Genomic DNA, 13,629 nt, shown 5'->3' on the forward strand with positions numbered 1-13,629 from the left:
CCGCCACGACCGCGCCACCGCGGGCGCGAAGCGCCGTGCCGGCCGGGGTGGACCGTCCTCCCCGGGAGTGACCGGCGGGGGACGCCGGAGGGCTCGCGTACTGCATACGTACCAGGCTGGAGTTGATGCCGGAAGACGATGCCCGGCGGAGGGCTCGGCGGAGATTCTCGGAGAGCGCGCGCGGCCCGCTTTTCCTCTGCCGAAATCCGACGGGAGTCGTGGTGGCAACCTTCCTTTACCGCATCGGACGCTGGACGTTCCGGCGGCGCCGGCTCGTGGGCTCGCTCTGGCTGGCCGCCCTGGTGCTCCTCGGCGTGGCCGCCGCGACGGCCGCGCCGGGGCCGGAGAGCGAGTTCTCCATGCCCGGCACGGAGTCGCAGGAGGCGTTCGACCTGCTGAACGAGCGCTTCCCCGGCGGCGACGCGCAGGGGGCCGAGGCCCGCCTGGTGTTCCAGGCCCCGGACGGGGAACGGGTCACGGCCGGACCGCACCGGGAGACCGTCGAGGACGCCCTCGGCGGGCTGGCCGGCGGCGACCAGGTGTCCTCGGTCACCGACCCGTTCGCCACCGGCGCCGTCAGCGAGGACGGCTCCGTCGCCTACGCCACCCTCACCTACACCGAGCGCGCGTCCGGCCTGACCGGGGAGACCACCGCCGCCCTGGAGGACGCCGCCGAACGGGCGCGGGACGCCGGGCTGACCGTGGAGGTCGGCGGCTCGGCGCTGGCTCCCGAGGACGAACTCGGGGGGACCACCGAGCTGATCGGTCTTGCTGTAGCGGCCGTGGTGCTGATCGTCACGTTCGGGTCGCTGCTCGCGGCGGGCCTGCCGCTGCTGACCGCGATCGTCGGCGTGGCCGCCGGCTTCTGCCTCATCGCGGCGCTCGCAGCCCCGCTGGACCTGCCCCCCACCGCCTCCATTCTGGCGATCATGCTGGGGCTCGCGGTCGGCATCGACTACGCGCTGTTCATCGTCTCCCGCTACCGTTCCGAACTCGCCGAGGGCCGGGACCCGGAGGAGGCCGCCGGGCGCGCGGTCGGCACGGCCGGGTCCGCCGTCGTCTTCGCCGGGCTGACCGTGATCATCGCGCTGGCCGGGCTGGCGGTCATCGGCATCCCCATCCTCACCACGATGGGAATGGCGGCGGCGGGCACTGTGGCCCTGGCCGTGCTGGTCGCGCTGACCCTCGTTCCCCCGCTGCTCGGCTTCCTCGGGGGCCGGATCCTGCGCCGCGCCGACCGCGAGGCCCGCGCCGGAGCCGGCACTTATCCGAGCGCCCACACCGGCCGTCCCGGACTCGGCGTCCGCTGGGCGCGGTTCGTGCTGCGGCGGCCGGTCGCCGTGCTGCTGACCGCGGTGGTCGGCCTGGGCGCTGCGGCGGTGCCCGTGCTCAGCCTCGAACTCGGCCTGCCGGGCGACGAGTCGCTGTCCACCGACACCACCCAGCGGCGCGCCTACGACCTGCTGTCCTCAGGCTTCGGCCCCGGCTTCAACGGCCCGCTGACGGTGGTCGTGGACACCGGGGAGGCCGCCGACCCCGAGGGGGCCGGTGACCGGGCCGCCGAAACGCTCTCGGGCGTGGACGGCGTCATCTCGGTCGGCGCGCCCGTGTTCGACGTGGCCGGGGACACCGCCGTGCTCACCGCCGTTCCCGCGACCGCGCCCAACACCACCGAGACCCGGGACCTGGTCCACACTATCCGCGACGAGGTCGGCGACGTCGAAGCGGACACCGGCGCCGAGATCTTCGTGACCGGCACCACCGCCCTGAACATCGATGTCTCCCAGGCCCTGGGCGACGCCCTGGTCCCCTACCTGGCGATCGTCGTCGGCCTCGCGTTCCTCCTCCTCATGGTGGTCTTCCGCTCGGTGCTCATCCCGCTCAAGGCCACGCTCGGCTTCCTGCTGTCGGTGGAGGCCGCGCTGGGCGCCGTCGTCGCGGTCTTCCAGTGGGGCTGGGCCGCGGACCTGTTCGGGGTGAGCCAGACCGCGCCCGTGATGTCGCTCATGCCGGTCTTCATGATCGGCGTGGTGTTCGGCCTGGCCATGGACTACGAGGTGTTCCTGCTCACCCGCATGCGCGAGGCGCATGTCCACGGCGAGAGCCCGCACCAGGCGGTCACCACCGGCTTCCGGCACAGCGGGCGGGTGGTCGCCGCGGCGGCGTTCATCATGATCAGCGTCTTCGCCGGCTTCATCGGGATGACCGACCCCATCGTGAAGACGATGGGCGTCGGCCTGGCCACCGCCGTCGCGTTCGACGCCTTCGTGGTCCGGATGGCGATGGCGCCCGCGGTGCTGGGGCTGCTCGGCCGCCGCGCCTGGTGGCTGCCGCGTAGCCTGGATCGCATGCTGCCGAACGTCGATGTCGAGGGCGAGGCACTGAACCGGGTCCTCCCGGTGCCCGCGCCCGACCCGGCCGCCGGGGCGCCCCGGGCCCGGTCCGGCGCCGGCGGGAGCTGACCCGGCCATGGCGAACGGCGGCTTGCCGGACCACGCGTGGCCGCGTGAGGCCGTGATCACGGCGCTGGCGCTGGTGCTGTACCTGTTCGGCGCGGCGATCCAGCCGGAGCCCGACGACGGGCTGACGCCGCCGCCGTTCTCCGTGTACCCGCTGGCCGTGGTGTCCTGCGCGGCGCTGCCGCTGCGGCACCGCGCGCCGCGCACGGTCGTGGCGCTGACGGCGGGGTGCGGGGTGCTGGCCCCGGCGTTGGGCTTCGACTTCAACCTGCTCCTGCTGGTGCCGGTCATGATCGCCGCCTACGCGCTCGCCTCCCGCCCGGCGTCGCGTGAGGTGAGCGTGCCCACCGTGGCTACCACCGCCGCGCTGGCCGCCTCCTCGCTGGTGGACGGGCTCGGCTCCTGGCAGGAGTCGGGCACCGCGTCGGCGGTCGCCGTCCCGCTGCTGGCCACCGTGATCGGCGGTTCCGTGCGGAACCGGCGCTCCTACCTGGCGGCCGTGGAGGAACGGGCCAGGCGGGCCGAGGAGTGCCGGGAGAGCGAGGCCCGCCGGCGCGTGGTGGAGGAACGGATGCGCATCGCCCGGGACCTGCACGACGTGGTCGCCCACCACATCACGCTGGTCCACGCGCAGGCGTCGGTCGCCACCCTCTTCTTCGACTCCCGCCCCGAGGAGGCCCGCGAGTCGCTGGACCGGCTCACCGAGAACACCAGCAGCGCGCTCGACGAGCTGCGGGCCACCGTGGGCCTGCTGCGCCAGTCCGGGGACCCGGGCGCGCCGCTGGACCCGCCGCCCGGGCTGGCCGAACTGCCCGCGCTCGCCGAGTCGTTCGGGCCCGCGGGCCTGGCGGTGTCGGTGTCGGTGTGCGCGAACGGCCCGGCCCGGCCGCTGTCGCCCGGCGCGGACCTCACCGCCTACCGGATCGTTCAGGAAGCGCTGACCAACGTCGCCAAGCACGCCGGAACGGGCGCCGCCCGGGTGGACCTCGCCTATGGCCACGACCGGCTGACCATCACCGTCACCGACGACGGACGGCAGGCGGCCGGGGCGGCCGACCGTCCGCCCGGCTACGGCCTGATCGGCATGCGGGAGCGGGCCGCGGCGGTCGGCGGCCGGCTCTCCGCGGGGCCGCGCCGGGAGGGCGGCTACCTGGTCACCGCCGAACTGCCCCTGCCGCCGCCCCGGGAGGCCACGGGGCCGGGCACCCGCGGGGACGAAGGGCGGGCCGCGCCATGACGATCCGGGTGCTGCTCGCCGAGGACCAGGCCCTGCTGCGCCGCGCCTTCCGGCTGATCATCGACTCCGCCGACGACATGGCGGTGGTCGGCGAGGCCGCCGACGGCCGGGAGGCGCTGCGGCTCACCCGGGAGCTGCGCCCGCACGTGGTCATCATGGACATCCGGATGCCCGGGATGGACGGCCTCGCCGCCACGGCGGAGATCTGCGGGGACGAGGACCTGCTGGACAGCCGCATCCTGATCCTGACGACGTTCGAGAACGAGGCGTATGTGGCCCAGGCCCTGCGCGCCGGGGCCAGCGGCTTCATCGGCAAGGGCATCGCCGTCGACGATCTGCTGGCGGCCGTGCGCACGGTGGCCCGTGGCGAGGCCCTGCTCTCCCCCACCGCCACCCGGGCCCTGATCTCCCGCTTCCTGGCCGCGCCGGACGGCGTTCCGGCGAGTTCTCCCGAGCGGCTGGACGCGCTCACCGCGCGGGAACGCGAGATGGTGGCGCTCGTCGCGACCGGCCTGTCCAACGAGGACATCGCCGCCCGGCTGGTCCTCAGCCCCTTCACGGTGCGCACGCACGTGCACCGCGCGATGGCCAAGCTGGCGGCCCGTGACCGGGCTCAACTCGTCGTCATCGCCTACCAGTCGGGCCTGGTCCGCGCCGCCGGGAACGGGACCTGACGCGAGCGCGTCCGCGTCACCGGCCCGCCCGGTCCAGGCGCGTGAACTGCTCCTCGGTCAGCGTGAGTCCGGCCGCCGCGACGTTCTCCTCCAGATGCGCCCGCGAGGTCGTCCCCGGGATGGGGAAGACGTGCGGCGAACGGTGCAGCAGCCAGGCCAGGGCGGTCTGGGCGGGCGTCGCCCCGACCTCGGCGGCGACGGCGGCCACCGGGCTGTCGGCCTTCGCGTGGTCGCCGATCGCGATCGGGAAGAACGGGACGAACGCGATGCCGTTCCGGTCGGCGTGGTCCACCACCGCCTCATGGGTGCGGTCGGTGAGGTTGTAGAGGTTCTGCACGGCGGCGATGGGCGCGATCCCGCGCGCCTCCTCCACCTGCCCGACCGTCACCTCGGACAGGCCGATGTGCCGGATCTTGCCCTCCTTCCGCAGCTCCGCCAGAGCGCCGACCTGGTCGGCGAGCGGCACTTGCGGGTCGACGCGGTGCAGGTAGTACAGGTCGATCACCTCGCGGCGCAGGCGGCGCAGGCTCAACTCGGCCTGCTGCCGCAGATATTCGGGCCGCCCCAGCGGAACCCACTCAGCCGGGCCCGGCCGCGCCACGCCGCCCTTCGTGGCGATCACGACGTCATCGGCGCAGGGGTGCAGCGCCTCGGCGATGAGCTCCTCGTTCGCGCCGAGCGCGTACGCGTCGGCGGTGTCGACGAGCTTCACGCCCAGCTCCACCGCGCGGCGCAGGAGCGCCACGGCGCTCTCCCGGTCGGCGGGGGCCTCCCAGATCGTGCCGTCGGACGCCAGCCGCATGGCGCCGAACCCGATGCGGCCCACCTCGAAGTCGCCTATTCTCACGGCTCTCTCCTCACACTTGAGCGTTCAAGTGTGGACTCTACAGTTCAACGCTTGAGAGTTCAAGTTAGAGTGGCGGGCGTGAAGACACGTTGGCTCGACGACGACGAACAACGCACGTGGCGCGCGTACCTGTGGACGACCCGGCTCCTCGGCGACGCCCTCGACCGGCAGCTCCAACGCGACGCGGGGATGCCGTACACCTACTACATGATCCTGGCGACGCTCTCGGAGGTGCCCGATCGGCGCATGTCGATGACCGACCTGGCCACGCTGGTGTACTCCTCCCCCAGCCGCCTGTCCCACGCGGCGGCCCGCCTGGAGGAACGCGACTGGGTCCGCCGGTCGCCGCACCCGGACAACCGGCGGGTCACCGTGGCCGAGCTGACGGACGACGGCTTCGCCGCCCTGGCGGAGGCGGCGCCGGCGCACGTGGAGGAGGTGCGCAAGCGGCTGTTCGACCCGCTCACCGACGAGCAGGTGGTCCAACTGCGGGAGATCATGCGGGCGTTGTGGGAGGGCCTGGACTCCGCGCCGGACCGCCCCGGACCGTTTCCCGGCGTCTTCGGCCCCGAGTCGTAGCCCGCGCGACGGCGAAGTGAACTACACCGCGCAGTGCAGAAAATGCACCACCCGGTGTACTCTGGCCGCATGTCCTACCCAGAACCGCGCTACCACGAGGACACCGGCCGGGTCGGTCTCGTCCACCGGCCGGCCAACTCCACGCCCGATCTCCGTTCGCCGTCGGGGACGCGCACCTTCTATCTCGCCACCGGCCGGCCCGCCGGGGAGCGGCTGTCGGCCGTGACCGACGGGGAGTTCGGGCTGTATCACATCGTGGACCTGCCGCCCGGCGCCGGGACCGGCACGCACTTCCACCGGACGATGTCCGAGTCGTTCTTCGTCACCGCCGGTTCCCTGCGGGTCTTCGACGGCGAGCGGTGGATCGACGCGCCGCGCGGCGACTTCCTGTATGTGCCGCCGGGCGGCCTGCACGGGTTCGCCAACGAGTCGGACGAGCCGGCCTCGTTCCTCATGCTCTTCGTGCCGGGCGCGCCGCGCGAGGGGTACTTCGAGGGGCTGTCGGAGCTGGCCGGCCTCGGCCAGGAGGAGCGCGAGGACTTCTTCGCCGCGCACGACAGCTACTTCATCGAGCCGGGCCAGGGCCCGCGCCCCGACGGGTGGCCGCGGTGAGCGCGCCGCACCCCGCCGCCGGGCGGCCCGAGAAGCGGCGGGCCATCACCGGGGCGGCGCGGCGGGTGTTCGGGAACGAGGGGTACGTCCGGGCGGGCGTCGACGCCATCGCCGCCGAGGCCGGGGTGTCCAAGCGGACGATCTACAACCACTTCCGCGACAAGGAGGACCTGTTCCTCTCCGTCGCCCTGGAGGGCGCGCACGAGGTCACCGAGACGATCGCGCGGCTGCTGGACAGGCATCTGCGCAAGATCGTGGACGTGGCGGACGACCTCACCGCGTTCGCGCTGGAGAGGGTCGCCGCCGTGGCCGAGTTCCCGGAGCACTTCGCGCTGGTCCGCACGATCGAGGCGGAGGCGGCCCGGATACCCCCGGCCGTGCTGGAGGAGTGGATCAAGGCCGGGCCCCAGACGGCGCACCTGCGGCTCGCCCCCTATCTCGCGCGGATGGCCGACGACGGCCTGCTCACGCCGGAGGACCCGGAGCGCGCCGCCGACCACTTCAACCTGCTGACCGTGGTGAACGTGAATCAGCGCACCTTCTACGGCGCGATTCCGCTCCCCCCGGAGCAGGTCACCGAGCTGGTGACCGACGGCGTGCGGACGTTCCTCCGTCTGTACGGGCGCTGAGGGCCGTCGTCACCCCCCGCTCAGCGCGCGGAACTCGACGCCGAACTCCGCCGGGGCCGCGGTCAGGTGATACCGCGGCAGCGGAGCCGGGCCGCAGGACTGGGTGCCGATGCCGTGCTGGGCGTGGTCCAGGTTGACCCAGACGGTGTCGCCCGGCTCCAGGTCGGGGGTGTGCTCGGCGGCGTCGAGCTGTCCGGTGGTCCAGCGGCGGGCGGTGAACCAGAACGGGTCGGGGCCGGCGGTCACCCGCAGGCCGGTGCCGTCGGCGGTGCGCAGTTCGGCCCAGCGGACATCGGCGCGGGCGCCGTTCTCCTGCGGCCGGACATAGGGGGTCTGGAGCTCGTCGACGGTCATGCCGTAGCGGCCGAGGCGGGAGGCGGCGCGGGTGTCGGGGTAGGCCTCGCCGGGGCCGCCGCCGTACCAGGTGACCGAGCCGTAGGCGGCCGGGAGCCCGAGGAGGAGGCCGAGGCGGGGCAGCGGGCAGGGCCAGTCGCCCTCCGGGGTGACGCCGACCGTGAGCCGCAGCGCGCCGTCCTCGCCGGCGGTCCACCGGTAGACGGTGACCAGGGCCAGGTCACGGGAGTTGGGGGCGACCCGGGTGCGGATGGTGAGGGCGTCGTCCGTCAGCTCCACGGCGTCGGTGCGGTGCCGCGCGCGGTGCAGCCCGATCCGCTCCCAGTGCACGCTGACCTGCGCGTCGGCCTCCCAGTGCATCCCGCGGTCGTTGTCGGTGGGCGCGCGGAAGATGTCCAGTCGCGGGCCCTCGGTCAGGTCCACGCCGGCCAGGGAACGCAGCCGTCCGGTCGTGGCGTCGAAGACGCCCGGGCCGAGCGTGATCCGGCCGCCGTCCCGGCGGGGAGCCTGGGCGGGGCCGGGCGGCGGGACGGGCGCCGGCCGCGGCACGGCGGTCAACTGGCCCCAGGCGACCTCGTGTCCGGCCTCGGCCCAGGGCGTGCGGTCGGCCAGCCGGGCGTGCACCGTCCAGACCGCCTCGCCGGGCGGGGCGCCGTCGGGCGCGGGCGGCAGCGGGAGTTCCGCCCGCTCACCGGGGGCCAGCGGCGGAACGGCGAGGTCCCCGGCGGCGATCCGCCGGCCCTCGACCTCATAGGTCCAGGTGAACGCCAGGTGCCCGGTGCCGGCGAAGTCGTGGCCGTTCGCGACGGTGACGGTGCCCGCGTCCGGGTCGCCGGTGATGCGGACCGGCTCGATGACCTTCTTGTACTCGATCAGGCCGGGCGAGGGGGTGCGGTCGGGGAAGAGGAGGCCGTCGCAGACGAAGTTGCCGTCGTGGTAGTCCTCGTCGAAGTCGCCGCCGTAGCCGTAGTAGACGCGTCCGTCGGGGGTGCGCTTGGCGAGGCCGTGGTCGATCCACTCCCAGACGAAGCCGCCCTGGAGGCGTTCATAGGTCTCGAACAGCCGCTGGTACTCGGAGAGTCCGCCCGGGCCGTTGCCCATCGCGTGGGCGTACTCGACCAGCAGGAACGGCAGGGACCGGCGGTGGGTGTCCAGCTCCGGGTCGGCCAGCGGCTCCTCCTCGCGGCGGCCGATCCGCTCGACCTCGTCGTGCGGCGTGTACATCCGGGAGAAGATGTCGCTGTCCGGGTACTCCAGGTCGTGCTCGTACTGCACCGGCCGGGACGGGTCGCGCTCGCGAATCCAGGCGGCCATGGCCGAGAGGCCGGCGCCGGTGCCGCACTCGTTGCCCAGTGACCAGATGACCACCGACGGGCGGTTCTTGTCGCGTTCCACCATGCGCTGCGCGCGGTCGATCAGGGCCGGTGTCCAGCGCTCGTCGGCGACCGGGTTGCCGCGCCAGTCCGGCATCCAGCAGAAGCCGTGGGTCTCCAGGTCGCACTCGTCGATGACCCACAGGCCGTACTCGTCGCACAGGTCGAGGAAGGCCGGGTGCGGCGGGTAGTGGCTGGTGCGGACGGCGTTGATGTTGTGCCGCTTCATCAGCAGCACGTCCTCGCGCATGGTCTCCAGGTCCACGGTGCGGCCGGTTTCGGGGTGGAACTCATGCCGGTTGACGCCGCGGAACAGGATCCGGCGGCCGTTGACCTTGAGCAGGCCGTCCTCGATGCGCACCGTGCGGAACCCGATCCGCAGGGGAACACGCTCGCCGGCGGTGACCAGTTCGCCGTCGTAGCGGCGGGGGGTTTCGGCCGTCCACGGCTCGACCGGGGCGGTGGCCTCCTCGCCGGTGGCCAGGTCCAGGCCGAGTTCGGGAACGGTGACGCGGCCGGGCACGTCGCAGTCCACGCGCAGGGTGCCGGTGCCGGTGGTGTGGTCGTAGCCGGCGTGCACGAAGAAGTCGGCGGGCGCCCGGTCGGGGCGGTGCAGCAGGGTGACGTCCCGGAAGATACCGGGCAGCCACCACATGTCCTGGTCCTCCAGGTAGGACCCGGCCGACCACTGGTGGACGCGCACGGCCAGCACGTTGCCGCTCTTCCGCAGCAGGTGGCCCACGGCGAACTCGTGCGGCAGGCGGCTGCCCTGGAAGGTGCCCAGCTCCTGCCCGTTGAGCCACACCCGCGCGCAGGAGTCCACGCCCTCGAACCGCAGCACCGTCTCGCCGTCCGCCGGCCAGCCCTCCGGCAGGTCGAACACCCGCCGGTGGTCGCCGGTCGGGTTCTCGTCGGGCATCCGCGGCGGATCCACCGGGAACAGGTAGGCGACGCCGGTGTAGGCCGGAGCGCCGTGGCCCTGGAGCACCCAGTGGCCGGGCACGGCTATCCGGTCCCAACTGGCGGTGGCCGCCGGATCGTCGGCGAGGAAGGCGGAACCGGTGCCCTCGGCGGTCGGCGCGAGGCGGAAGGCCCAGGTCCCGTTGAGCGACAGCCGCGCCGCGTCGGACTCGGCCCACCAGGCGCGGGCCGGCAAGGTGCCCGAGCCGGGGGCCGGGTCCTCGTGGTAGGGCAGGGCGCGGGCGGGCGCCTCTCCGTGGGGGCGGTCGTGCATGGGACTCCTCGGATCGTGCGGCGCCCCCGTCGCGGCGTGGGACCGCTTGATTTCGGCGCAAAATCTATGCTGGTGCGGCAGTGATGTCCATGCTCCCCTGGGTATCAAGTGCCGGTTCGACCAATCGAATTGCTTTGGCAAGGAAAGCAACTAGGGGCTTCCCGTTTGAAGCTGTGTGACCTTATTGCGTTATTGTAACGATGCAATCGACGCCATCCCTCGCCATTGACCGCCTTCCCGCGACGCCCAAGAATCCCGACGCCAGGCGACCTTGCCCACGCTCCCACGAGGGGGCGTCCTATGAGAGGAAGCGTCATGTCTCTGGACGTGAAAGGGCGGCGCGTCCGCACAGCCGCGGTGGGATTTGCATTGTGCGGGCTGCTGGCAGCCGGCTGCGGTGGTTCGAGCGGCGGCGGAGACGGTGGTGGCGGCGAGGCCGACACCCTTGTCACGTTCAGCGGTGCGTCGGGCGACCTCCAGGCGAACTTCAACCCGTACTCGCCCACGAAGCTCGAGGGCGCGGGCACCATCTACGAGTCGCTGTTCTTCCTGAACATCTCGCGCCAGGAGGACCCGGTCCCGGTGCTGGGCACCGAGTACTCGTGGAACGAGGACGGGACCGAGCTGTCGATCACCCTGCGCGAGGGGGTGAAGTGGACGGACGGCGAGGACTTCACGGCCGACGACGTGAAGTTCACCTTCGACATGATGGTCGAGAACCCGGCCATCAACAGCATCGGCTTCGACGCCGAGACCACGGTCGTCGACCCGACCCATGTGACGGTCGCCTTCGACGAGCCGAACTTCATGGACGCCGCGAACCTGCTCGGCAGGACCTGGATCGTGCCGGAGCACATCTGGTCCAAGGTCGAGGACCCTTCGACCGACACCATGACCGAGCCGGTCGGCACGGGCCCGTACATGCTCGGTGAGTTCAAGGCGCAGTCGTTCACGCTGACCGCCAACCCGGACTACTGGGACGGCGAGCCGGCGGTGCAGACGATCCGGACCATCGCGCTGTCCGGGAACCAGGCGGGCGCCGACGCGCTGTCCGCCGGCCAGATCGACTGGATGACCAGCCCGGTGCCCAACCTCGACAAGGTCGAGGAGACGTACCCGGGTTACACGGCCACCATCGCCAACACCTTCCAGGTCGTGCTCGGTAGCTGCTCCAGCGCGGAACTCGGCTGTGAGGGCCCGCAGACCGACCCGGCCGTACGGCAGGCGATCTACTACGGGATGAACCGCGACCAGCTCAACCAGCTCGCCTTCCAGGGCTTCGCGGCCCAGATGTCCCCCGGCTTCGGGATCCCCGACCGCGACTACATCTCCGGCGGCCTGGAGAACCAGACCACCCCGATGGAGCCGGATGTCGACCGCGCCACCCAGGTGCTGGAGGAGGCCGGCTGGGAGCTCGGCGACGACGGCATCTACGAGAAGGACGGCGAGCGGCTCGAGCTCAGCGTCCGCGTCGTCTCCGGCTGGACGGACTACATCACGACCGTCACCACCATGGCGGAGCAGCTCAAGGAGGTCGGCATCGCGCTGACGCCCCAGCAATCCTCCTGGAACGAGTGGTCCGACGCCCGTGGCCGCGGCGACTACCAGCTCATCATCGACTCGCTCTCCCCCGGCCCGACGGCCGACCCCTACTGGCAGTACGCCAACTTCTTCTCCGGGACGAACGCCGTCCCGGTCGGCGAGACCGCCAACATCAACTGGGGCCGGTACGTCAACGAGGACGTGGACGCGGCGATCGACGAGCTCGGCCGCATCAACCCGGAGGACACCGCGGCGCGGGAGCCGCACTTCGACACCATTCAGACCACCGTCGAGCAGGACATGCCCTATATCCCGGTCCTGCTGAACTGCACGGTGAGCATCTGGAACGTCGACAAGTTCACCGGCTGGCCGACCGAGGACGACATGTACGCGTTCCCGGCCATCTGGCAGAGCCCGGACAGCTCCCAGGTGTTCCAGAACCTCCAGCCGGCGGGCGGGGAGTGACCCCTCACCGGAACTGACCGGTCCCGAGGCCGACGCCCTGCCCGGGCGCCGGCCTCGGCCATCACACTGTGTTCGCCGGGAATTGACTCCCCCGAACGTGCCATCCTGTGATGTCCTGCCCGGATGAGCGCCGTACTCTCAACTCTCCTGGCAGTGCTGGGAACGCTCCTGGGAGCCGTCGTCACGCACACGTTCCAGCGCGCCGCGGCCAGGCGTTCCGAGAGTTTCGCCGCCGGCCAGCAGCTTCGTGCCGAACGCATGGGTGTCTACAGCGAGTTCGCGGGGGCCGTGACCGAGTTCCGGCGGGGGCAGCAGGACCGGTGGCACCGGCGGCACGAGGACCCCGACGGGACCGTCGCCTTCGACGCCCGGGTCGAGTCCTACCGGCTGCGCGGCGTGGCTCTCCAGACCCTGTTCCGGGTCCGGCTCGTCGCCAGCGGCCAGCCCCTCACCGACGCGGCCGAACGCGCCTACGAGCTGACCGGGGCCGTCCATCGCGCCGCGGATCACGTCGAGTTGAAGGTGGCGGCACAGCAAGCGCGCGAGGCGCTGGAGGAGTTCATCGCGATCGCCGCCTCGGACATCCGCTGAGCGCGGCCGGCCGAGGAGTCGGCGGAGAGCGGGATGGCTCGTCGATCGCCGAGAATGGAGGCATGACCGCCTCCTTACCGGTTTCCGCCACGCCCGGCACGCCGCCGATCGGTCTGCGGGAGCGGAAGAAGATCCGCACCCGGCAGGCCATCCGGCGGGCCGCGTACCGGCTGTTCGCCGAGCGCGGCTACGACGCCACCCGCATCGACCAGATCGCCGAGGCCGCCGAGGTCTCGCCGAGCACCGTCTTCCGGTACTTCGCCAGCAAGGAAGACATCGTGCTCACCGACGAGGACGACGCCGTCATGGAGGCCGCCCTCCGCGCCCGGCCCCCCGACGAACCGCCGCTGACCGCGATACGCGCGGCGCTCACCGAGACCATGCGCCGGCTGTACGGCACCCCCGAGGCGCGTGCCGAGGCCGAGCAGCGCATGCGGCTCATCGCAACGGTCCCCGCGCTCCGCGCCCGGATGCACGAGAACCTGGCGGCCACGGGCGAGTTCCTCGCCCGGGCGCTGGCCGACCGCACCGGCCGCCCGGTCGACGGCCTGGAGCTGCGGGTGTTCGTCGGTGCCGTCCTCGGCGGCTTCCAGGAGGCGCTGCTGTACTGGTCCGCGCGGGGCATGCGCGACGACCTGACGCGGATCGTCGACCGCGCGCTCGACGTGCTGGAGAACGGCCTGGCGTGAGCCGCCCGGGTCAGGCGGCCCGGCCGCCGGGCCGTTCGGCCCAGACGCGCATGTGCCGCTCGACCCGTTCCCGCACCTGCCGCCGCAACTGCCCGTGCCGACCGGGGTCCATCCCCTCCGCCTCGAAGACGGCGTCGGTGAAGGCGTCCACGCCGGCGGGCGGCGCGTCCGCCAGCCGGCTCTGCTCCTCGGGCGGCAGACAGAAGCCAAGGTCGACGCACAGCTCGTACAGGAGTCGCCGGACATCGGCGTGCGAGTCGCGTGGGGCCATGGGGTCAGCATGACGCACCGGGGCGCGTCCGGATACGCGGGCGAGCCACCTGGGCACATGAAGGAGCCCCGCC

12 protein-coding genes are annotated in these 13,629 nt (G+C 72.6%); 9 read left to right on the plus strand and 3 right to left on the minus strand.

What is annotated here, in order from left to right:
- Positions 1-221: 221 nt before the first annotated feature.
- Genes RM590_RS02265 through RM590_RS02275 form a run of 3 tightly spaced genes read left to right on the plus strand, consistent with a single transcriptional unit; the run spans position 222 to position 4,370 of the window.
- Positions 222-2,462: an MMPL family transporter gene (locus RM590_RS02265; protein ID WP_311702606.1), complete on the plus strand. Its 2,241-nt coding sequence runs from the start codon at positions 222-224 to the stop codon at positions 2,460-2,462.
- A 7-nt stretch (positions 2,463-2,469) separates the two neighbouring features.
- Complete coding sequence (locus RM590_RS02270; RefSeq protein WP_311702607.1) at positions 2,470-3,696, plus strand: sensor histidine kinase; 1,227 nt, start codon at positions 2,470-2,472, stop codon at positions 3,694-3,696.
- Positions 3,693-4,370: a response regulator transcription factor gene (locus RM590_RS02275; protein WP_311702608.1), complete on the plus strand. Its 678-nt coding sequence runs from the start codon at positions 3,693-3,695 to the stop codon at positions 4,368-4,370. The genes RM590_RS02270 and RM590_RS02275 overlap by 4 nt, the downstream gene beginning before the upstream one ends.
- A 16-nt stretch (positions 4,371-4,386) precedes the next feature.
- On the opposite strand, the gene RM590_RS02280 is transcribed toward RM590_RS02275, so the two are convergent.
- A complete protein-coding gene (locus RM590_RS02280) occupies positions 4,387-5,217 on the minus strand; it encodes an aldo/keto reductase (protein WP_311702609.1) in 831 nt (276 codons plus the stop codon).
- Between the two features lie 69 nt (positions 5,218-5,286).
- Here RM590_RS02280 and RM590_RS02285 point away from each other — a divergent pair, with 69 nt between their 5' ends.
- From RM590_RS02285 to RM590_RS02295, 3 genes are all read left to right on the plus strand, one after another.
- Positions 5,287-5,796, plus strand: a complete 510-nt coding sequence (locus RM590_RS02285) for a MarR family winged helix-turn-helix transcriptional regulator (protein ID WP_311702829.1) — start codon at positions 5,287-5,289, stop codon at positions 5,794-5,796.
- Positions 5,797-5,865: 69 nt separating this feature from the next.
- On the plus strand, positions 5,866-6,408 hold the full coding sequence (locus RM590_RS02290; RefSeq protein ID WP_311702610.1) for a cupin domain-containing protein: 543 nt from the start codon (positions 5,866-5,868) through the stop codon (positions 6,406-6,408).
- Positions 6,405-7,037, plus strand: coding sequence for a TetR/AcrR family transcriptional regulator (locus RM590_RS02295; protein ID WP_311702611.1), 633 nt, complete (start codon positions 6,405-6,407; stop codon positions 7,035-7,037). The genes RM590_RS02290 and RM590_RS02295 overlap by 4 nt, the downstream gene beginning before the upstream one ends.
- 9 nt (positions 7,038-7,046) lie before the next feature.
- Here the strand turns inward: RM590_RS02295 and RM590_RS02300 are convergent, their stop codons facing one another.
- A complete protein-coding gene (locus RM590_RS02300; RefSeq protein ID WP_311702612.1) occupies positions 7,047-9,998 on the minus strand; it encodes a glycoside hydrolase family 2 TIM barrel-domain containing protein in 2,952 nt (983 codons plus the stop codon).
- A gap of 315 nt (positions 9,999-10,313) precedes the next feature.
- Between RM590_RS02300 and RM590_RS02305 the strand changes: the two genes are divergently transcribed.
- From RM590_RS02305 to RM590_RS02315, 3 genes are all read left to right on the plus strand, one after another.
- Positions 10,314-12,005, plus strand: coding sequence for an ABC transporter substrate-binding protein (locus RM590_RS02305; RefSeq protein WP_311702613.1), 1,692 nt, complete (start codon positions 10,314-10,316; stop codon positions 12,003-12,005).
- A gap of 153 nt (positions 12,006-12,158) precedes the next feature.
- Entirely contained in the window at positions 12,159-12,596 is a 438-nt protein-coding gene (locus RM590_RS02310) for a hypothetical protein (RefSeq protein ID WP_311702614.1), read from the plus strand.
- 62 nt (positions 12,597-12,658) lie between these two features.
- Positions 12,659-13,285, plus strand: a complete 627-nt coding sequence (locus RM590_RS02315) for a TetR/AcrR family transcriptional regulator (RefSeq protein WP_311702615.1) — start codon at positions 12,659-12,661, stop codon at positions 13,283-13,285.
- A 10-nt stretch (positions 13,286-13,295) separates the two neighbouring features.
- Here the strand turns inward: RM590_RS02315 and RM590_RS02320 are convergent, their stop codons facing one another.
- On the minus strand, positions 13,296-13,556 hold the full coding sequence (locus RM590_RS02320; protein ID WP_311702616.1) for a hypothetical protein: 261 nt from the start codon (positions 13,554-13,556) through the stop codon (positions 13,296-13,298).
- Positions 13,557-13,629: the final 73 nt, after the last annotated feature.

Source organism: Streptomyces litchfieldiae (genome assembly GCF_031845365.1).
GTDB lineage: Bacteria > Actinomycetota > Actinomycetes > Streptomycetales > Streptomycetaceae > Streptomyces > Streptomyces litchfieldiae.